Origin of the sequence: Mycobacterium szulgai (assembly GCF_002116635.1) — a bacterium.
GTDB classification, from domain to species: Bacteria; Actinomycetota; Actinomycetes; order Mycobacteriales; family Mycobacteriaceae; genus Mycobacterium; species Mycobacterium szulgai.
Map to the genome: position 1 here is coordinate 23,017 of NZ_LQPW01000110.1, position 20,780 is coordinate 43,796.

19 protein-coding genes are annotated in these 20,780 nt (G+C 67.3%); 15 read left to right on the top strand and 4 right to left on the bottom strand.

Going from position 1 to position 20,780, the window contains the following annotated elements; all coding sequences use genetic code 11:
- Positions 1–54: 54 nt before the first annotated feature.
- Genes AWC27_RS15840 through AWC27_RS15850 form a run of 3 tightly spaced genes read right to left on the bottom strand, consistent with a single transcriptional unit; the run spans position 55 to position 3,193 of the window.
- The gene (locus AWC27_RS15840) at positions 55–984 is read right to left on the bottom strand and encodes an SDR family NAD(P)-dependent oxidoreductase (RefSeq protein ID WP_085671354.1); all 930 of its coding nucleotides are present in this window, start codon (positions 982–984) and stop codon (positions 55–57) included.
- Positions 981–2,069, bottom strand: a complete 1,089-nt coding sequence (locus tag AWC27_RS15845; RefSeq protein ID WP_085671355.1) for an acyl-CoA dehydrogenase family protein — start codon at positions 2,067–2,069, stop codon at positions 981–983. The genes AWC27_RS15840 and AWC27_RS15845 overlap by 4 nt, the downstream gene beginning before the upstream one ends.
- Positions 2,066–3,193 (bottom strand): acyl-CoA dehydrogenase family protein, encoded by a 1,128-nt coding sequence (locus AWC27_RS15850; RefSeq protein WP_085671356.1) that lies wholly within the window; start codon positions 3,191–3,193, stop codon positions 2,066–2,068. The genes AWC27_RS15845 and AWC27_RS15850 overlap by 4 nt, the downstream gene beginning before the upstream one ends.
- Positions 3,194–3,325: 132 nt before the next feature.
- Here AWC27_RS15850 and AWC27_RS15855 point away from each other — a divergent pair, with 132 nt between their 5' ends.
- From AWC27_RS15855 to AWC27_RS15925, 15 genes are all read left to right on the top strand, one after another.
- Complete coding sequence (locus tag AWC27_RS15855) at positions 3,326–4,948, top strand: nitric oxide reductase activation protein NorD (protein ID WP_085671373.1); 1,623 nt, start codon at positions 3,326–3,328, stop codon at positions 4,946–4,948.
- Positions 4,949–4,958: 10 nt separating this feature from the next.
- Positions 4,959–5,771 carry a CbbQ/NirQ/NorQ/GpvN family protein gene (locus tag AWC27_RS15860; protein ID WP_085671357.1) on the top strand — a complete coding sequence of 271 codons (813 nt, stop codon included), beginning with the start codon at positions 4,959–4,961 and terminating at the stop codon, positions 5,769–5,771.
- 83 nt (positions 5,772–5,854) lie between these two features.
- Entirely contained in the window at positions 5,855–6,967 is a 1,113-nt protein-coding gene (locus AWC27_RS15865) for an ABC transporter substrate-binding protein (protein WP_085671358.1), read from the top strand.
- Between the two features lie 3 nt (positions 6,968–6,970).
- Positions 6,971–8,095 (top strand): spirocyclase AveC family protein, encoded by a 1,125-nt coding sequence (locus AWC27_RS15870; protein ID WP_085671359.1) that lies wholly within the window; start codon positions 6,971–6,973, stop codon positions 8,093–8,095.
- Positions 8,092–8,979: an SDR family oxidoreductase gene (locus tag AWC27_RS15875; protein ID WP_085671360.1), complete on the top strand. Its 888-nt coding sequence runs from the start codon at positions 8,092–8,094 to the stop codon at positions 8,977–8,979. Before AWC27_RS15870 ends, AWC27_RS15875 begins: the two co-directional genes overlap by 4 nt.
- A gap of 6 nt (positions 8,980–8,985) precedes the next feature.
- Positions 8,986–10,470 (top strand): aldehyde dehydrogenase family protein, encoded by a 1,485-nt coding sequence (locus AWC27_RS15880; protein ID WP_085671361.1) that lies wholly within the window; start codon positions 8,986–8,988, stop codon positions 10,468–10,470.
- A 14-nt stretch (positions 10,471–10,484) separates the two neighbouring features.
- Complete coding sequence (locus AWC27_RS15885) at positions 10,485–11,702, top strand: cytochrome P450 (RefSeq protein ID WP_085671362.1); 1,218 nt, start codon at positions 10,485–10,487, stop codon at positions 11,700–11,702.
- Between the two features lie 100 nt (positions 11,703–11,802).
- Positions 11,803–12,150, top strand: a complete 348-nt coding sequence (locus tag AWC27_RS15890) for a YciI family protein (protein ID WP_085671363.1) — start codon at positions 11,803–11,805, stop codon at positions 12,148–12,150.
- A 35-nt stretch (positions 12,151–12,185) separates the two neighbouring features.
- Positions 12,186–13,412 carry an RNA polymerase sigma factor gene (locus AWC27_RS15895; RefSeq protein WP_085671374.1) on the top strand — a complete coding sequence of 409 codons (1,227 nt, stop codon included), beginning with the start codon at positions 12,186–12,188 and terminating at the stop codon, positions 13,410–13,412.
- A gap of 1 nt (position 13,413) precedes the next feature.
- Positions 13,414–13,860 (top strand): SRPBCC family protein, encoded by a 447-nt coding sequence (locus AWC27_RS15900; protein ID WP_085671364.1) that lies wholly within the window; start codon positions 13,414–13,416, stop codon positions 13,858–13,860.
- Positions 13,861–14,024: 164 nt separating this feature from the next.
- Positions 14,025–14,504 (top strand): hypothetical protein, encoded by a 480-nt coding sequence (locus AWC27_RS15905; protein ID WP_085671365.1) that lies wholly within the window; start codon positions 14,025–14,027, stop codon positions 14,502–14,504.
- An 11-nt stretch (positions 14,505–14,515) separates the two neighbouring features.
- Entirely contained in the window at positions 14,516–15,253 is a 738-nt protein-coding gene (locus AWC27_RS15910; protein WP_085671366.1) for a gluconate 2-dehydrogenase subunit 3 family protein, read from the top strand.
- The gene (locus tag AWC27_RS15915; RefSeq protein WP_085671367.1) at positions 15,246–16,943 is read left to right on the top strand and encodes a GMC family oxidoreductase; all 1,698 of its coding nucleotides are present in this window, start codon (positions 15,246–15,248) and stop codon (positions 16,941–16,943) included. The genes AWC27_RS15910 and AWC27_RS15915 overlap by 8 nt, the downstream gene beginning before the upstream one ends.
- Positions 16,944–17,049: 106 nt before the next feature.
- Positions 17,050–18,207 (top strand): thiolase family protein, encoded by a 1,158-nt coding sequence (locus tag AWC27_RS15920; protein WP_085671368.1) that lies wholly within the window; start codon positions 17,050–17,052, stop codon positions 18,205–18,207.
- Positions 18,204–19,007 (top strand): crotonase/enoyl-CoA hydratase family protein, encoded by an 804-nt coding sequence (locus AWC27_RS15925; protein WP_085671369.1) that lies wholly within the window; start codon positions 18,204–18,206, stop codon positions 19,005–19,007. The genes AWC27_RS15920 and AWC27_RS15925 overlap by 4 nt, the downstream gene beginning before the upstream one ends.
- 17 nt (positions 19,008–19,024) lie before the next feature.
- Here AWC27_RS15925 and AWC27_RS31580 read toward each other — a convergent pair whose 3' ends face one another.
- Positions 19,025–20,503, bottom strand: coding sequence for a PGRS repeat-containing protein (locus AWC27_RS31580; RefSeq protein WP_425437483.1), 1,479 nt, complete (start codon positions 20,501–20,503; stop codon positions 19,025–19,027).
- Positions 20,504–20,780: the final 277 nt, after the last annotated feature.

Consider the following 20,780-nt stretch of genomic DNA (forward strand, 5'->3'; position numbering starts at 1 on the left):
GCTGAACCAAATCTTTGTTAGAGGTTATCAGAGCCTCCGCGACAAACACCCTGCTTAGGACGTTACTCCGAGCTGCTCGCAGACGCCGAACACTTCCTCGAAGATCGAGCCCGGCACCGTGAACGGCTGGGTCGCCTGCACCTCGGACAGGTGTGCTTCGATGTCGTCGGCGCTCGGGTCGCCGCCTTGGTCGGCCAACCAGCCCTGACCCAGCCCCACGAAGACCCGGGCGAATCGACCGGCACAGGCCGAATAGTTCTGGTGGCTGAACCTGCAGGCCCGGCTCGCCAGAAACACGACCATCGGCACCACCAACTCGGGTTTGATCACCCTCAGGAAGCCGATTTCGGCAAGGGCCTTGGGATCTCCGACCGTTACTGTCACCATGCGCGAAAAGCCGAACGGCAGCACGGTATTGGACAGTATTCCGTGTCCGGCGCCTTCGATCGCGATCACGTTGGACAGGCCGACCAGTCCGGCCTTGGCCGCCGCGTAGTGGGCTTCCATTGGTTGTCCGAACATCCCGCCCGAGGACGAGATGAAAACGAACCGGCCATAGCCCTGTTTCTTCATCACCCGATAGGCCGGCTGGCTCAGATAGAACCCGCCGTCGAGGTGCACGCGCAGCATCTTGCGCCAGTCGTCGGGCGACATCTCGTCGAACGCGATGCTGTTGAAGATGCCGGCGTTGCTGACCACAGCATCGAGGCGTCCGAAGTTCTCGACGGCCACTTCGACGATTACCGCACCCCCCTGCGGGCTGGCCACCGATTCATGCGAGGCCACCGCAACGCCGCCGGCCGCTTCGATCTCGGCAACGACCTCGTCGGCGACGGTGGTATCGGCACCGTCGCCGTGCATGGTGCCCCCGAGGTCGTTGACGACGACGCGTGCGCCCCGCCGGGCCAGCTCCAGGGCATACAGGCGGCCCAGTCCGCGGCCGGCTCCGGTGACGATCGCCACCTGGTCGCTGAAATCGATCACGATTGCGTCCCCTTCGGATCAGCCAGGCGCGCACCGAGTTCGGTGAGGTAGCGGTCCGGCCCGCCATGAAATGCGCTCCAGCCGAGCAGGCGCTTGAGGTAGAGGTGGGCGTCGTGCTCCCAGGTGTAGCCGATGCCGCCGAACACCTGAATCGCGGTGTCGCCCACCGTCGCCAGCCGACCGGAGAATGCCTTGGCCCGCACTGCGGCCAGGTGCCGCTCGGCGGGGCCCGCTGCATCGGCGGCCCACAGCGCGTGGATCACCCCGCTGCGGGCCAGCTCGACCGTTTCGTACATGTCGACGCACAAGTGCTGGATCGCCTGAAAGGACCCGATGGCCTGTCCGAACTGTTTTCGCACCTTTGCGTAGTCGACGGCCAGATTCAGGACGGTGTGTGCGGCGCCAAGCGCGTCGGCGGCCCGGGCGATCAGTATGTCATCGGCCAGCGCCGCAACAGCATCCGGCGACCCGTCGGCCAGGCGATCTGCGGCTACGCCGTCCAATTCGACACGAAACTCCTTGCGGGTCTGGTCGATACCCCGCTGCAGCATCACCGAAACGCCGGGGGCGGTGGTATTGACCGCGAAAAGCGCTTTGCTGCCGTCGATTTCGGCGCACGTCAGTATCACGTGGGCGGCCGCGGCGTCGGGCACGGTGGTGAGAGTGCCGGTCAGCACGACCTCACCCGCGCGCTCGGCACCAGCCGCGTGATCGAGCGCGACGGTGGCGATCGTGGTGCCGTCGGCGATCCCGGTGAGCAGGCCGGCTGGGTTGGCTCCGAATCGGGTCAGCGCCCGCACGGCGGCCACCGCGCTGGACAGCCACGGTCCCGGGTACAGCGCGGCGCCCAGCTCTTCGGCGACGATGCCGGCCTCGACCATCGTCAGGCCGGCGCCACCGTATTCGGCCGATACCAACAGCCCGGTCGCGCCGAGATCGGCGAGGCCGCGCCAAACCGCTCCGGTGCTACCGGTTGGGTCGTCGAGTAGTGCCCGTACATGCCCCGAGACAGATGCCTTCTCAGAAAGAAAGCGGCGCAGGATGTCTCGCAGTGCGACCTGCTCGTCGGTGAGCTCGAGATTCATCGGCGGGGCAACCCCAGCACGCGTTGGGCGGTGATGTTCTTGTTGATCTGCGTGGTGCCGCCCGCGATCGTCAGGGACCGGGAGGTCAATCGGTAGTCGGTCCACCGGCCGGTGCCCAGCGTGTCGAAGGCCAGCGCGGCCAGGTCCTGACCGATCTGACCCCACACGGTTTTGGCGAGGCTGGCCGACCCGAGCGAGTCACCGCCGTGCAGCGTCGCCGAAATCGAACGCTGGCAGAGCACTTCGAGATATTTGATGTCAACCGCAAGCTCACCGATGCGGCGCAGCGTCACCGGATCATCGAGCGCCCCGGCCGCCCGCAAGTCGGTCACCAGTTCTTGAAGCCGTACCTGCAGTTCGGCGTAGAGTCGCGCGGCCCCGGCGCGCTCGTGGCTCAGTGTGGTGGTGGCAACCTGCCAACCGCCGTTCTGCGGGCCGAGCAGGGCGGCAACAGACACGCGTACGTCGTGAAAGAACACCTCGGCGAAATCGGTCTCGCCGTTGAGCGTGATGAGCGGCCGGACCTCGATGCCGGGCAGGCTCATGTCGACGATCAGACAGGAGATGCCCTGGTGCTTGGGCGCGTCGGGATCGGTGCGGACATACAGCTGACACCACTTGGCTCGATGCCCCAGTGAGGTCCAGATCTTCTGTCCGGTCACCACGAATTCGTCACCGTCGCGCACGGCGCGGGTGCGCAGCGCGGCCAGATCGGATCCGGCTTCGGGTTCCGACATGCCCTGGCACCAGATGTCGTCGGCGCGCAGCATACGGGGGAGCAGTGTCGTCTTCTGGTCTTCGGTACCGTACCGCATGATCGCCGGGGCGATATTGTTCATACCAATGACGTTGAGCGGCAACGGCGCCCGGGCGCGAGTGGTCTCCTCGGTGTACACCAGCTGCTCGAGCACGGTCGCGCCGCGGCCGCCGTACTCCCGGGGCCAGGAGACCGCCGCCCAGCCGGCGTCGGCGAGCGTCGCGTTCCATGTCCGCAGCAGTTCGAATTCCGGGTCCCGGCCGGAGTGGCGGCGGGCGGCGATCAGCTCGTCGGTCAGGTTGGTCGACAGCCAGGCGCGTAGTTCGCCACGAAACCGCTCTACTTCGGCCGGGTATGAGAAATCCACGTGCGTCCGGTTACCTCTGCGCGATTGACTGTGCTCACGCGGGACTTTACGTTGGAACAGATATTTGGTCAATCGAGATCGTGCGCATCGAGGGGCAACCGGGTGGACTCCGATCGGCTGGCCCGATTGGGCATGTTGGCTTCGGCGCTGGGGGGCCGAACCCTGCAAGTGACGGCGGCCGAACCCGGCGATCCGCCGTGGACCGATGGCGTGACGATGTTTCTCGATGCCGACGGCACTGCGCGCCAACAGCTCGAGGCGTTGGCGGTACAAGCTTCGTTACTGGCGGCCGGCAGTCTGGAGCCCGCCATACTGCGCAAACTCAAGCGCCGTCCCGCGTTGGCCGCTCGCTATCTATCGGTTGAAGGCCACCGGGCGCTGGCCGCCAACGAGAATCTGCTTCCGGCATCGCTGCGCACGCTTGTCCAGGGTGAAGTCCGCAGCGATTCGCCGGCCGCCTCGCTCGCGCTGGCGCGCGGCCGGCAGCCGATCGACGGTCCGCCGGCGAGCTTCGGAACAATCCGTCCCCGGAAGCTGTTGGCGGCCAGGGACGTACGGGCCAAAGAGCTGCCCGAACTCGACGAGGACGACACCGGCGAAAACGACGCGGCCGCCGACATGTTCACCAGCCCGGTAGGCGGCGGTGGGGCACTGGGCAAGCTGCTGCGGAGAATGCTGCGGCCGGTGCGCGAGCTCGGCGAGGCCGGCCAACCCGGCGCGAACGCACCCACCCACCGGAGCCGCTCCGGCAGGCAGGGCGCCCCAACCACGGTGCTGTCCAGCGCGCCCGTGGGTCTGATCGGCGCCCCCGGTGATGCCGGCGCCGGAATCACCTACCCGGAGTGGGATATTCATCGCCAGGCCTATCGGCCGGACTGGTGCACCGTGCGTGCGGAGCAGCCCTGCGTCAAGGCCGCGGCGAACCCGGACCCGTTGGACGGGTACGCATTGCGGCGACCGCTGGCCCGCTTAGGCCTGGGTCCGGATTGGTTCCACCGTCAAATCCAGGGCGACGACCTCGACATAGACGCCGCCATCGAAGCGCGGGTGCAGACCGCGGCAGGGTCCGCACCCGACGAGGCGGTGTACGTGGAGAGCCTGCGCCGGCGGCGCGACCTCGCCGTGCTGGTACTGCTGGACGTGTCCGGCTCGGTGGGCGAGGCGGGTGCGGCGGGCAAGACGGTGCACGAGCAACAGCGCAGCGCCGCGGCGGCGCTGGCGGTCGCGCTCTATGAGATCGGAGACCGCCTGGCGCTGTACGCCTTTCACTCCCAAGGCCGGCAGTCGGTGCAAGTCATGCCGCTCAAGAGGTTCGACGATGCGCTCGACGTGCGGGCGTTGCGCCGGCTGGCCGGCTTGGTGCCGGGTGCATATTCGCGCCTGGGTGCGGCGATCCGGCACGGCGCCGCGGTGCTGGAAAGCCGCGGCGGCACCACGCGCCGGCTGCTCGTCGTGATCTCCGATGGCCTGGCCTATGACCACGGCTATGAGCGCGACTATGGCGCCGCCGATGCCCGGCGAGCCCTGGCCGAAGCGCGCGGCCGGGGCACCGGATGTGTGTGCCTGACGATCGGCGCGACCACCGATCCCGAGGAGCTGCAACGGGTATTCGGCAGCGCCGCGCACGCCACCATCGCGCGATCCGAGGAACTGAGTCAGGTGGTGGGGCCGCTGTTCCGCACCGCGCTGCGCGCCGCCGAAGTCCGCCGGTCCGAGACGCAGCGGAACTTGAGACAAATATCTGTTCCGCGTTAGGCTGGCGCCCATGGAGGCCAGGGAAACCGTGACCCGCCCCTTCTACGTGTCGGTCGGCAACGAGAAACAGGTGTTCAAGGCCGCGTTCCGCCAAGGACTCTCGGTTCTGCTCAAGGGTCCCACCGGCTGCGGGAAGACTCGGTTTCTTGAGGCGATGGCATACGACGTGGGGCGCCCGCTGATCACGGTGGCCTGCCACGACGACCTCACCACCGCGGATCTGGTCGGTCGGTATCTGTTGCGCGGCGGCGAAACCGAATGGGTGGACGGACCGTTGACCCGGGCTGTGCGCGAGGGTGCGATCTGCTATCTCGACGAAGTTGTCGAGGCACGGCAGGACACCACGGTGGTGTTGCATCCGCTGGCCGATCACCGCAGGCAGCTTCCGCTGGAACGACTCGGCGTGACTCTTGCTGCAGCGGAAGGCTTTTGCCTGGTGGTGTCGTATAACCCCGGCTATCAAAGCGTTCTGAAGGATCTCAAGGACTCGACCCGACAGCGCATGGTGGCCATCGAATTCGGGTTTCCGGCAGCAGATGTCGAGGAGAAGATCGTCGCCCACGAGGCCCGCATCGGGTCCGACGTGGCAGCCGAGTTGGTGCGATTGGCACAGGCGATCCGGCGGCTGGAAAACGGGGGACTGCGCGAGGTGGCCTCGACCCGGGTGCTGATTGCGGCCGGGCGGCTGATCTGCGAAGGACTGACTCCGCGCGAGGCGGCCCGGGCCGCGATTGCGGGCCCGCTGACCGACGACGCGTACGCCGCGAGTGGATTGGCCGAAATGATCGACGTGTATCTGGCCGGCCCGCCGGCCGGTCATTGACGACGATACATTCCGCACGATACCGTTGGGAACAAATGTTAGGTTTGCATAGAAACGGACGCCCGCGCTAACGGAGGGTCAGATTGTCCTACGAGAGCACAGCGCAGCCCATCAAGATCGGTTACCTCTTCGACTTCCTGCTCCCGGAGTTCTATCCGCAGGAGATGCGTGAGGACCTGACTAGGCCGTTTGACCTGGTGTTCGCCGACGGAATGAGCCTGGGTGTCATCGACCGGCCGGTGGAAATCGTCTACCGCGAGGTGGAGGGTCTGCCCAAGGGCACCGTCAAGGCGGTCATCGATGCCTACGGCGAACTTGTCGACGAGGGTTGCCTGGTGGTGTTCGGGCCGCACATCAGCGAGAACGCGGTACCGCTGCGGGAGGCGATCGAGGAGCGCTTCCGGGTGCCGGCGATCAACGTCTGCGGCAGCGACGACTGGCTGGGGGAGTGGACCTTCGCGTTTCCGCAGGGATCGATGACCGACGAGCCGATCTTCTGGGCCGACCTGCTTGCCAAGGGCGGCCACGAGCAAGTCGGCGTACTGGTGGAGAAGTCGCTGGTCGGTGAGAGTTATCTGAAGAACTTTCGAAACGCCGCCCGGCGCAAGGGGATTCGTATCGTCGCCGAAGCTCAGGTGGCCCAGACCGCGCAGGACGTCGGCGAGGCGATTCGCACGCTGCACGAGGCAAAGCCCAGCGCCCTCGTCCATTGCGGTTTCGGCTTCGGCATCGTATTCATCAATCCGGCTCTGGCAGAGCTGAATTGGGACCCGCCGCGGTTCACCAGCACCGCGTTTCAGAACGCCTGGATCAATCCGATCATGTGGCAGGCCTTCATGGGCTGGACCGGCATCGACCAGTACGACGAGGGCAACGGCGTGGGGCAAGCGTTCCTGGACCAGTTCGAGCAGGCCTACGGCCGGCGCCCGCAGTATTGCGTGCCGGTGGTCAATCGCGATGTCGCCACCACCTTGCTGCACGCCTTCGCCGACGCGCATCCGTTGAGCCCCCGCGGGGTGAAGGAGGCGCTGGAGCGGGTGAAGATGCTGCCGGCCGCATCCGGTGCGCCCGGTACCCGGGTGTCACTGGGCAAGTGGACCCGGCGGGCCTGGATGGGGGCGGGCTACCTGGTGGCCCGCCGCCTGGATGCCGACGGCGTCAACTCCCATCTCGTGGACCGGTTCGGTGAGGGGTAACCCATGACGGCAACCCAGCGGACGTCGTCGGAAATCGCGACGCCCACCGAGCACAAGGGGACGTCCGTCAGGGCCGCGATATGGCTTGCGCTCGCCGTCGCGGTCCTTGGCGTCATCGCCTACTACGCCCGCAAAGGGGCCGTCTCCGACCGGATTCGCAACCCGGAAGTCACCGGCGCACCGCGCCCGGTAGAGCCGCTGTTCGGCTACCAGCACTGGCTGGACCTGTTCCAGATCTTCACGATCATCTCGATGTCCCTCATCATCGCCGTCTACGTGGTGGCCTGGCGCCGGCACGGCGCGCATCCCGTGCTGCTGATGGGCATCGTCACCACGCTGATCGTCTGGCAGGACCCGATCATGAACTGGTCGCCCTACGCCGTGTACAACCCACAGTTGTGGCACTGGCCTGAGGACTGGCCGCTGGTGTCGCTGTCGCCCACGGTGGAGCCGTTCCTGGTGATCGGGTACATCATGTTCTACCTCGGCCCCTACTTCCCGGCGATCTGGATACTGCGAAAGATCCAGGCGCGCAGGCCCGTTGACGCGTTCGTCTGGCGCCACCCGCTGATCTGCCTGGCTTTGATCATCCTGCCGCTGGGCATTCTCATCGACGCCATGCTGGAGATGACGTTGGTGCGCACCGGCTTTTACATCTACTCCCAGGTCATTCCATTCGGGTCGGTCTTCGCCGGCCAGACCTACCAGTTCCCGTTCATCTGGGAAACCGTGATGGTGACCTTCGTGATGATCCCGGCGGGGGTGCTGCTGTACCGCGACGACACCGGCCGCACAGTGGCCGAGAAGCTGGCCCAGCGGGTGCGCATCTTCCCGCGCCGCCCGGCCCTGGGCATGTTCGTGGTGATGTTCGTCCTGATCAACCTCGCGTATTTCGCATACGGCACCGGCTTCGCGATCATCAAGTGGACTCGGACGGCAACCTCGGTGGCCTGCGCGTGGCCGTACCCGGAGGCCAAAGTGTATGACCCGCAAGGTTTCTACCAGAGCAATGGCCAAACCGGGCCTTACTCGGTAGGCATCTGGTCAACCTGGATGAGCGCGCAGCCAGACGGACGCCCGAACGTCCAGCTGGGCGCGAACAGCACTAGGTGCGCACCCAACCCATGAGCCAGGCCCGCAGCATCGTAATCACCGGCGCATCGCGCGGGCTGGGGCTGGCGTCGGCGACGCGGCTGTACCAGCAAGGCTGGCACGTGGTGGCGGCCATGCGCTCACCCGAATCCGGGCTTGCCCGGCTGCGCTCGAAAACCGGCGCCGCCGAGGATGATCCGCGGCTGGTCGCCGTTGCGCTGGACCTCACCGACGCCGCCTCGGTGACGGCGGCCGCGAAAGCCATCGAAGAGGCCGTCGGCGCCCCGTATGCACTGGTGCACAACGCGGGCATCTCGGCTGCCGGAACCCTGGAAGAGACACCGATGGACCTGTGGGAGCAGATGTTTGCCACCAGCGTCTTCGGGCCGGTGCGTCTGACCCAGGCGTTGCTGCCCGGCATGCGCGCCGCGGGGCGGGGCCGCATCGTGGTGATCTCCAGTCAGGGCGGGGTGCGCGGCATGCCGGAGACGGCGGCCTATTCGGCCGCCAAGGGTGCGCTGGAACGGTGGGCCGAATCGCTGGCCGGTGAGGTGGCGCCATTCGGGCTCGGGGTGACGGTCGTGGTCACCGGAACGTTCGACACCGACATCATCACCGACGCAGGGACCTCGGACCTGCGAGACTTCTCCGGGCCGTATGCCGAGTTGCACAGCCGGGTCGACCGCCGGGGCCGTTTCGCGATGCGCTTCGCCGCGTCACCCGAGCGCTTCGCCCGGCGCCTGGCCAAGGTCGTCGACGACGACGCGCCCTATGCCCGCCACGCCGTCGGACCTGATGCGCGCATGTTGCTTATTGCCAACCGGCTACTTTCCAGTAAGGCTCTCCATAGGGTGACCCGTCTGGCGATGGGCATTCCGGGTCCCGGCGCTTTGACCAGCGCATTATTGAAGGAGAGCTGAACAAACATGGCTGACACTGTAAAGGTCCGGTTCGAGCCGAGGATGATGATCGACGGCAAGCTGGTCGACGGCCAGGCCGGCACTTTCACCAACATCAACCCGGCGACCGAGGAGACGCTGGGTGAGGTAGCCGACGCGTCCAAGGACGACATGCACCGGGCGATCGATGCCGCCCGCCGCGCCTTCGACGAGACCGACTGGTCCACCAATCGTGAACTGCGCAAGCGCTGCCTGCTGCAATTGCACCACGCCATCGACACCGAACGCGAAGAGCTGCGCGAGGAGCTCATCCTCGAGGTCGGCGCGCCGCGCGCGATCACCTTCGGTCCCCAGTTGGATGCGCCGCTGGAAGACGGGCTGCGCTACCCGGCCAGGCTGATCGACGAGTACGCCTGGGAAACCGACCTGGGCGACAAGGTGATCAGCCTCACCGGCACGCTGACCACCCGCAAGGTGTGGCGGGAACCGGTCGGCGTGGTCGGCGCGATCGTGCCGTGGAACTTCCCGTTCGAGGTCACCATCAACAAGATCGGTCAGGCCCTGGCCACCGGCAACACCGTGGTCCTCAAGCCGGCCCCGGACACCCCGTTCAACGCCACCCGGCTGGGCCGGCTGATCGCCGAAAAGACCGACATCCCAGCGGGTGTCGTCAACGTCGTCACCGCGTCGGATCACCTGGTGGGCGAGGAGCTGACGCTTTCGCCGAAGGTCGACCTGATCTCGTTCACCGGATCCACCGCGGTCGGCCAGCGGATTATGGAAAAAGGCGCGCAAACCATGAAGCGGCTGTTCCTGGAGCTGGGCGGCAAATCGGCGACCATCGTCCTGGAGGACGCCGACTTCGGGCTGGCGTGTGCAATCGGCATCGCGCCCTGTATGCACGCCGGGCAGGGTTGCGCAAACCCGACGCGCATGCTGCTGCCACGGTCCCGCTACGACGAGGGTGTGGCGATCCTCAAGAGCATCTACGAGAACGTGACCTGCGGCGACCCGCAGGATCCCGGAACCCTTTGCGGCCCAGTGATTTCCGATAAGCAGCGCCAGCGGGTGCTCGGTTATATCCGCAAGGGCGTCGAAGAGGGCGCCACCGCACTGGTCGGCGGACCCGACGCCGAAACCGGCTTCGACAAGGGATTCTTCGTGCGACCAACGCTTTTCGTCGACGTCGACAACTCCATGACGATCGCCCAGGAGGAGATCTTCGGGCCGGTGCTGGTCGTGATTCCGTTCGACGACGAGGAGGATGCGATCCGGATCGCCAACGACAGCAGGTATGGCTTGGCCGGCAACGTGATGTCGGGTTCGCTGGAGCGTTCGCTGTCGGTGGCCCGCCGGATCCGGGCCGGCTTCATGGGCGTCAACGGCGGCGCTCCGTATGGCGCCGACACACCGTTCGGCGGGTACAAGTACAGCGGGGTGGGACGCCAGAACGGGGTGGCCGGCTTCGATCAGTACACCGAGATCAAGTCGGTGGCCTACCCAGCTGGGTAACGAAGGGGACATGCGTGCAGCTGTTCGATGATCTGGAGGATTTCGGCGCCTTTGACGACGTGGTATCCGGTGACGTTCGCGATCCCTACGCCGAGTTGGCCCGGTTGCGGCGCGAGGAACCCGTGCAGCGAATCGACTTCTCGGTTCTGCCGCATGAGGAGTCCAAACCTGTCTTCATCGTCTATCGGCATGAAGAGGTCCAGCAGATGCTGCGCGACCACGAGACCTTCTCGTCGGCGATCATCATCGACGCATTCGGCGACGTGCTGGGCCGTCACGTCATGCTCGGCATGGATGAGCCCGAGCACGGCCGGCACCGCGCATTGGTGTCAAAGGCGTTCTCGCAGAAAGCCTTAGCCCGTTGGGAGCACGAACTGGTCGGCAAGGTCGGTAACGAGCTGATCGACCAGTTCGGCCCCCGCGGCAGCGCCGATCTGGTCAAAGAGTTCACCTTTCCCTATCCGACGCAGATCATTGCGGGGCTGCTGGGTCTGCCGCGGGAGGACTATCCGCAGTTTCAGCGCTGGTCGATCTCGCTGCTGAGTTTCACCATCAACCCCGAACGCGGGCGCGCCGCATCCCGGGCATTGCAGGAATACTTCACCCCGATCCTCGCCGCGCGCCGCGCGGCGCCGCGTGACGATCTGATCAGCGGTCTGGCTCAGGCCGAGATCGATGGTGAGCGGCTGTCCGATGAGGAGATCTTCTCGTTCCTGCGGCTGTTGCTGCCGGCCGGCGTGGAAACCACCTACCGCTCATTGGGCAACATGTTGTTTGGATTGCTCAGCGACACGACCCAATTCGATGCGGTCCGGGATGACCGCACGCTGCTGCCGCAGGCGATCGAGGAAGCGGTGCGCTGGGAACCGCCGCTCTTGACGATCACTCGCGTCGCCACCCGCGACACCGAACTGGCCGGAGTGCCCATTCCGGCCGGTTCGTCGGTGATGCCGATGCTGGGGTCTGCCAACCGGCAGGAGGATCGCTATCCCGACCCGGACCGCTTCGACATCTTCCGCTCGGCCAGAGCGCATATCGGCTTCGGTCATGGTGTGCATGTCTGTCTGGGAATGCATCTGGCCCGGCTGGAGATGCGAGTCGCGCTCAATCTGCTGTTCGACCGGCTGCCCAACCTGCGGCTGGATCCCGAGGCCGACGACCCGCACATCCGCGGCCAGGTTTTCCGCTCACCGACTTCGCTACCGGTCCTGTTCGACAGCACGGCCGGTTAGAAAATTTTCTTGGCGCAGGTGTCCTTATGGCGCCGTCGCAACCGTCCTTAAGGTGAGATTTGGGAATCGCCCGGATCGCAATGGTCACAGGAGGATCACCATGCCGCAATATGCCGCACTCACCTACACCAGGGACGTCGATTGGTCGGACCCCGAGCAAGCCGACGACATGGCCGCATACATGAAGTTCGGCCAGGATCATGCCGCCGCGATCCGCGGCGGGGCGGCGCTGTACCCGACGAGCACCGCGACAACCGTCCGGGTCACCGGTGCGCGCGGCGGCGACGTCGTCACCAGCGATGGCCCTTACGCGGAGACCAAGGAGGCGTTGACTGGCTTCTACCTGATCGAGGCCACCGATCTGGACGAGGCATTGCGTATCGCCGCCGAAATTCCCGCCGCCTGGGACGGTGCCGTCGAGGTCCGTCCGATCATCGATTTCGGCTGACGGCAGCCGGCCAGCGCGGGCGGATGTTTCGGTCGATGGACGCGGACTCCGCACTCGCCGAGACCGTCCGCATGGAGGGGACCCGCATCCTGGCGACCCTGGTGCGGACGGTCGGGTCGCTGCAACTCGCCGAGGACGCGGTTCAGGAAGCCGCGCTGCGCGCGCTGCGCGACTGGCCCAGCAACGGTGTGCCCGACGAGCCGCGCGCCTGGCTCACGGTGACCGCGCGCCGGGTCGCGATCGATTTGCTGCGCCGCGAGGGTGCTCGCGCACAAAAGGAGCGTGCCAGCGTGGAACTCGCGATCCCCGACCCGTCGCCCGACGGTGCGGTGGCCGACGACCGGCTGCGGCTGATCTTCACCTGCTGTCACCCGTCGCTGGGGCTGGAGGCGCAGGTATCCCTTGCGCTACGCACATTGTGCGGCCTGTCGCCGGCGCAGATCGCGGCGGTGCTGCTCACCAGCGAGGCGGCGGTTGCCAAGCGCCTGACCCGAACTCGGCAGAAAATTGCTCGCGCCGGCATCCCCTACCGCGTACCGGCCGACGAAGACCTGCCGGCGCGGGTTGCGGCGGTTTGTGCGGTGGTGCATGCGTCGTACACGCTCGCACACAGCCCATCCGGGGGCGACCGGCTCATCGATGTCGACGGCGCCCGGGAGGCGCTGCGCCTGGCGCGCCTGGTGCACGAGCTCATGCCCGATGAACCGGCCACGATGGCAGTGCTGGCGCTGCTGCTGCTGACCGAGTCCCGCCGACCCGCCCGGCTCACCGGCGACGGAGATCCGGTACCGCTTTCCGAACAGGACCGCTCGCTGTGGGACGCGGACGCGATCGAGGAGGCGCTGCGGCTGCTCGACGAATCGCTGCGCCGCACCGGCACCGTTGCCGATCCGTACCAGCTGCAGGCTGCGATCGCGGCCGAACATGCCCGCGCCGCGTCCTACCAGGTGACCGATTGGGCCGAGATCGTCCGGCTGTACGACCTGTTGCTGTCGGTACAACCGAGCCCGCCCGCTGCGCTGGCTCGCGCGGTCGCCGTCGCCGAATCCGAAGGCGCTGCAGCGGGATTGCGTGCGCTTGACCAACTCGCACCCGACCAGCGGTGGCACGCCGTGCGCGGTGAACTGTTGGCTCGTGGAGGCGACATCGCCGCGGCAGTCAGGGCGACGCGGGCCTCGCTCACCGATTCGGTCACCGCACCAGAACGACGACACCGCGAACGGCGCATCGCCGAATGGTTGGCACAGCAAGGTGGGCAGTGAGATGACGACGGTGGATGTCGTGAGCGACATCGTGATTGACCGGCCGCGCCACCACGTCGCCGGATATTCGAGCGATCCGGACAACGCCACCGCGTGGTATGTGAATATCAAAGCGGGGCAATGGAAATCACCCAGGCCCGCGCGGGTGGGCTCGCGGTTCGCCTTCGTCGCCAGGTTCCTCGGACGTGAGCTCAGCTACACCTATGAAGTGCTGGACCTACAGCCGGATACGCGGTTTGTGATGCGTACGACGGATGGGCCGTTCCCGATGGAAACCACCTATCTCTGGGAGGACGGACCGAATGGCGCGACGAAAATGACGCTGCGCAACCGCGGTGCGCCTTCGGGTTTCACCGCAATTGCGGCTCCGGTGTTGGCCAAGGCGATAAAGCGCGCCAATGTCAAGGATCTCGTCCGGCTCAAGGCGATCCTCGAAGCCGCCGATTAGCCGCCGGCTGCCCGCCGGCTAAGACCCGCCAGGGCCTGTGCGACCCTGCCACCTTCCTGTGAACACCATTGACAGGTGTGTAGTCACCGTTTTCGGGGAATGCGCGATCGGGGACTGCCTTTTCAGGGGGCCCCTTCAGGACCCCTCAGGGAAGGAAGCGGCTGATGTTGTTGACGGGCGACTCAGGAAGCCACGGTGAGTGGATGGGCGAGGTGGAGCACTTCGTCGACCACGCGCTGCGTAACGTCTCGCACGGCCGGTTCGAACGGTCGCTGTCGGGGCTGACGGCGTTCGCTGCGCTGGTGACGACCGCCGAGATCTATCTGGAGCATTACCGCGCCAGCTTCGGCAACAAGTTGATGTGGAGTCCCATCGTGGTCACCCCGCCGGTCGTGGTCGCCGGTGTCGCCGGCGTGTTCTCCCGGCGCTGGGCCAAGCGTTGGCTGCCCGCCACCTCGGCGATTTATGCGGCCAACGGGTTGCTTGGCCAATACCTGCATGCACGCGGGGTGAGCCGCAGGCCCGGCGGCTGGAAGTTGGCCAGCTACAACGTGCCGATGGGTCCACCGATCGCCGCTCCGGGCCTGATGAGCATCGTGGGCTTAATGGGCCTACTGGCCGCGGTCCTGCGCCGCGAGAAGTAGTTAGGTTCGCGATGCCGGATATCTCCCGGGGCGAGCATCTGCCGAAATTGCGCCCGGACGGCAAGCCGTTACACCCGTCGTGGTTGCCGCGGCAGCGTCGTGGCGTCACCCCGCAGATGATCGGGCGCTACCCGGACTACGACGTACTGTCCACCGCCGACAGCTGGGACGAGGCGACCAAGAGCGTGGTGCTGTCGCGGCTGGAAAAGCCGGGACCGTTGCGGTTTTTCGATTCCGCCGAGGAGCCGACGCTGCGGTTGTTCTGCGACACCGTGCTGGCCCAGGACGCCGAGCCGCGGATCCCGGTGCCAGAGGTCGTCGACGCCAAGCTCGCCGATGGCCAGCTGGACGGGTACCAGTACGCCGACATGCCCGACGACCGAGACACCTGGCACCTGGTATTGCGCGGTTTGGACGAGGCAGCCCGGGAAGCCGGGGTGGGGTCCTTCGCCGACGCCGACGCCAAGACCTGCGAATCCATCGTCGAGCGGTTCGCGCACTCCGAACTGTCCGGCGGCAGCTGGGAGCGGTTGAACGTCTCGCGCGCTTGGTCGGTGGTGATGAGGATGGTTCTGAGCGCGTTCTACAGCCACCCGTGGGCCTGGAACGAAATCGGTTTCGGCGGCCCGGCGTATCCCCGCGGTTTCATGCGGCTCGGCGGTGTCGGCGCCCGGGAGCCGTTCGAAAAGCCCGGCGCCACTGACGAAGACCCGGTCCAGACCGTCGAGAAGGGACACATCGATGGGTGATTTCTGGCGCGGACTGCTCAAAGGGGCAGTGGGGCCACCCGACAACGATTCGCGGTTCCTGCTCGACGTGCACTCCCGGGACCTGCCCGGTGAGGCGACCATGCGCCGCTACCACGACGACGAGGAGGTCGACCTGGTTGTCGTCGGCGCCGGCGCCGGCGGTTCGGTGCTGGCGCAACGGCTGGCGCGCGCGGGCTGGCGCATCGTCATTCTCGAGGCCGGTCCGTTCTGGCACCCCGACGAAGACTGGGTTTCCGACGAGGCCGGCTCCCATCAGCTGTATTGGACCCAGAAACGCATCATCGGCGGCTCGGACCCAATCGAGTTGGGCAAGAACAACTCCGGGCGCGGCGTGGGCGGATCGATGGTGCACTACGCCGGATACACACCACGTTTCCACCCCAGCGACTTCGAGACCTTCACCCGCGACCGGGTCGGCGCCGACTGGCCGATCAGCTACGCCGATCTGCGGCCGCACTACGAGCGGCTGGAGGCCGAGCTGCCGGTGGCCGGCCAGGATTGGCCGTGGGGCTATCCGCACAAGTACCCGTTCGCTCCACATCCGGTGTCGGGTGCGGCCATGAAACTCTGGGAAGGCGCCATCAAGCTGGGCATCGAAATGAAGGTGGGCCCGGTGGGAATCGTCAACGGTGTTTTCGGGAATCGGCCGCACTGCATCTATCGCGGCTACTGCCTGCAAGGCTGCAAGGTCAACGCCAAGGCCAGCCCGTACGTCACTCACCTGCCCGACGCGCTGGCCCACGGCGTGGAGATCCGGGCCAACTGCATGGCCAGCCGCGTCGAAGTCGACGAATCCGGAAACGCCACCGGCGTAACCTATTTCGCGGAGGGCGACTCACGGGAACGTCATCAGCGCGCGAAAGTGGTTGCGGTGGCGTGTTATTCGATCGAAACGCCCCGGTTGCTGCTCAATTCGCAGAGCCGCCAATTCCCCGACGGATTGTGCAACAACAACGATCAGGTCGGGCGCTACGTGATGGTCCAGGGCGCATCGCAAACCGCGGGGCGCTGGCCCGAAGAGATCCGGATGTACAAGGCGCCGCCGCCGGAAGTCTCCTCTGAACAGTTCTACGAAACCGATCCCGATCGCGGTTTCGCGCGCGGCTTCTCCATCCAGACCGTTTCGCCGCTGCCCATCGGCTGGGCCGAACATGTACTCGCCGACGGGCATTGGGGTGCGGCACTGCGCGAATACATGCGCGACTACAACCACTGGGCCACCATCGGCGTCCTCAACGAGCTACTGCCGCACCCGGAAAACCGGGTCAGCCTCGCCGAGGAAACCGATCCCTACGGCATTCCTGTCGCCCGATTCGACTACGCGCTGTCGGAGAACGACAAATCCAACATCGAGTACTCCACCAAGGTGATCACCAACATCCTGCATGCCGCCGAGGCCCAGGACGTGCTCACCATCCAGCGCTTTGCCCACCTGATCGGCGGCGCCCGGATGGGCAGCGACCCCGAGAACAGCGTCGTCAACTCCGATCAGCGCACCTGGGCGGTGCCCAACCTGTTTTTGACCGACGGTTCGGTGTGTCCCACCCAGGGCAGCGCCAACCCGGCGCTGACCATCATGGCGCTGGCGTCGCGGCTGGCCGAGCGGATCATCCGCGGCGACGTCACCGCGGACGTCAACCGGGGCGCTCGGGTCGGATCCGCGCGCTGACCAGGCCCAACCACCCCCCGCTACGCAACCGCCCAACGCGTTGGTTGACAATCGAGGCAAGGTCGCTTCATTCGGAGCCCAAACAAGTGTCAAAGGAGACATCGTCATGGCTGAAGCCGTCATCGTCGAGGCAGTGCGTTCCCCGATCGGCAAGCGCAACGGCGGTCTGTCGGGCGTGCACCCGGCGGAGCTGTCCGCCCAGGTACTCAATGGGCTGGCGGACAAGGCCGGCATCGACCCTGAGATCGTCGACGACGTCATCTGGGGCTGCGTCATGCAGGCCGGTGAACAGGCCCTCGACATCGGCCGCACCGCGCTGCTGACGGCCGGCTGGCCGGAGACCGTGCCGGGCGTGACGGTGGACCGCCAATGTGGTTCGAGCCAGCAGTCGGTGCACTTCGCCGCGGCCGGCGTGGTTGCCGGGCACTACGACGTCGTGGTCGCCGGGGGTGTGGAGTCGATGTCGCGCACGCCGATGGGTGCGTCGCTGGCCAACGGCGGTCGCCCGTATCCGGAGCGGTTCCTGAGCCGCTACGACGGCCGGATTCCCAACCAGGGTCTGGGGGCGGAGATGATCGCCGAGCAGTGGGGGCTGGATCGCCTTGCGCTGGACGAATTCTCGCTGGCCTCCCACGAAAAGGCCGCGGCTGCACAGGATTCCGGAGCCTTCGACGACCAGATCGTGGGCATCAAAGTGACCGACGGTCACGAAAATGCAATCGTCCTCAAGGACGAGGGCATTCGCCGCGGCACCCCGATGGAGAAGATGGCCTCGCTCAAGCCCGCCTTCAAGGAGGACGGGGTGATCCACGCCGGTAACTCCTCGCAGATCTCCGACGGCTCGGCCGCACTGCTGTTCATGTCCGCCGAGAAGGCGAAGTCGTTGGGGCTCAACCCGATCGCCAAGGTGCACACCGCAACGCTGGCCGGGGCCGACCCGGTGATCATGCTGACCGCGCCCATCCCGGCGACCCAGAAGGTGCTCAAGCGGTCCGGCTTGAGCATTGGCGACATCGGAGCCTACGAAGTCAACGAGGCGTTCGCGCCGGTTCCGCTCGCGTGGCTCAAGGACATCGGAGCCGACGAGAAGAAGCTCAACCCCAACGGAGGCGCGATCGCGCTCGGGCACCCGCTGGGCGGCTCCGGTGCGCGGCTGATGACCACGCTGCTGTATCACATGCGGGACAAGGGAATTCGCTACGGCCTGCAGACCATGTGTGAGGGTGGCGGTCAGGCCAATGCCACCATCCTGGAGCTGCTGTGACAGCAAGCGGTGACGGTCAGCCCGCGGCGCTCGTCGAGCGCCGCGGCAATGTCATGGTCATCACCATCAACCGGCCGGAGGCGCGCAACGCGGTCAACGGAGCCGTCAGCATCGCGGTGGGGGATGCGCTGGAAGAAGGGCAGAACGACCCCGAGGTGCGGGCGGTGGTGATCACCGGCGCCGGCGACAAGTCGTTCTGCGCCGGCGCCGACCTCAAGGCGATATCCCGGCGGGAGAACATCTACCACCCCGAGCGCAGCGAGTGGGGTTTCGCCGGTTATGTGCACCACTTCATCGACAAGCCCACCATCGCGGCGGTCAACGGCACGGCTCTGGGCGGCGGCACGGAGCTGGCGCTGGCCAGCGATCTGGTGGTGGCCGACGAGCGCGCCAAATTCGGTCTGCCAGAAGTCAAACGCGGTCTGATCGCCGCTGCCGGCGGCGTTTTCCGGATCATGAACCAGCTGCCGCGCAAGGTGGCCATGGAATTGCTGTTGACCGGCGAGCCGCTGACCGCGTCCGACGCCTTGGAGTGGGGCCTGATCAACCAGGTGGTCACCGACGGTTCGGTGCTGGACGCGGCGGTGGCGCTGGCCGCCCGAGTGACGGTGAACGCGCCGCTGTCGGTGCAGGCCAGCAAGCGCATCGCCTACGGCGTGGACGATGGCGTCATCACCGACGAGGAAGCGGGCTGGGACCGCACCGTGCGCGAAATGCGCACCCTGATCCGCTCGGAGGACGCCAGAGAGGGGCCGCTGGCTTTCGCCGAGAAACGCGAGCCGGTCTGGAAGGCGCGCTAACCGTCCCGCGGTGCGCTTTAAGCTAGGCCGTCGTTTCCGGCCTGGCCCAAGAGCGCGCCCGGGTCGCCGCCCTTGCCGCCGGCACCGGGTGTTGGACCGGTGCCGCCGTTGCCGCCGTTGCCGCCGTCGCCGATCATTACCGCATCGCCGCCGCGGCCGCCTTCGCCGCCGGCGGTAGCACCCTCACCGCCAGCGCCGCCGGCTCCGCCGGTGCCCAGTAGCTGACCGCCCTTGCCGCCGGCCCCGCCGGTGCCGCCGCCCTTGCCAATGCTGGTTCCGCCGCTGCCGCCGCTGCCGCCGTTGCCGAGGAACAAGGCATCGCCGCCGGCGCCGCCCATCCCGCCGCCGTTTGCGCCGAATCCGCCGGTCCCGCCGACCCCGCCGCCCGAGAACAGATAGCCCCCGGTGCCGCCGGCACCTCCATTGCCGCCGATGCCGCCGATACCGCCCGCGCCGCCGTCACCGCCGGAGCCACCGGTACCGAACAGTGCACCGGCGTTGCCGCCGGCTCCACCGGCCGAGCCAACGCCGGCGCCCAGGTTGAATCCGCCGACACCGCCGGCACCCCCGGATCCGGCGAGCATGCCGCCGTTGCCGCCGGCGCCACCGGCACCGCCGCCGGCGGTGCCACCCGTTCCGCCGGCGCCGCCGTCGCCGCCGGCGGCGCCGACCAGGCCGCTGAGCAGCCCGGCGTTTCCGCCGCGCCCGCCCATCCCGGCAGCGGCGGCGTTGCTGGCACCGCCTGCCCCACCGCCACCGCCGGCGCCGAATAGCCCACCGGCTCCGCCGTTGCCGCCGAGGCCGCCGTCCCCGGAGGCCTTGCCGGTCGCAATGCCGCCGCCACCACCGACGCCGCCGCTACCCGACAGGTAGCCACCGGTCCCGCCGATTCCACCGGTTCCGGCAGTGCCGCCGCCCGACAAGTTGCCGCCGGCGCCGCCAGCGCCGCCGGTGCCCATCAATCCGGCCGCACCACCGGCACCACCGGCCGAGCCGGCTTGGCCGGAACCGCCCGCGCCACCGTTGCCGAGCAATATCCCACCGGGCGTGCCGCTGTGTCCGCTGCCCGGATCGCCGTTGATCCCATTACCGATCAGCGGACGCCCCAACAGCGCTTGGGTGGGCGCATTGACGATGTCGTATACCGGTTGCAGCGGCCCGCCGGACCCAGCTGCGCCCGCCTTGCCGATGATCGGGCCAAAGCCGCCGTTGCCGCCGTTGCCTCCGGTGCCGATGAAGGTTGCATTGCCGCCGGCACCGCCGGCCCCGCCGGTCGTAGCGCCCTCGCCGCCGGCACCACCGGCACCTCCGGTGCCCAACACGTAACCGGCCCGGCCACCGGCCCCGCCGACCCCGCCGTCGCTGGTGAAGCTCCCACCGCCGACCCCGCCGGCGCCGCCGAAGCCAAGTAGGCCGCCGGCTCCGCCGGTCCCACCGATCCCGCCGTGGCTACCGACGCTGACGCCACCGGCTCCACCGGCTCCGCCGGTTGACATCAGCAGGCCCGCATTGCCGCCGGCACCTCCAGCCCCGCCCGAACCAACCGTGGCGAACCCGCCGGTTCCACCTGCACCGCCGCTGCCGAACAGCAGGCCGGCGTTGCCTCCGGCGCCTCCGGCGCCACCATCGGCCGTTACCGCGGCTCCACCGGTCCCGCCGGCACCCCCGGCGCCGGCAAGCAGGCCCGCATCACCGCCGGCTCCGCCAGCGCCCCCGAAGGCGGTGCCGGCGGCAATGCAACCTTCATCGGCACCGGAGGCAACGGCGGCAACG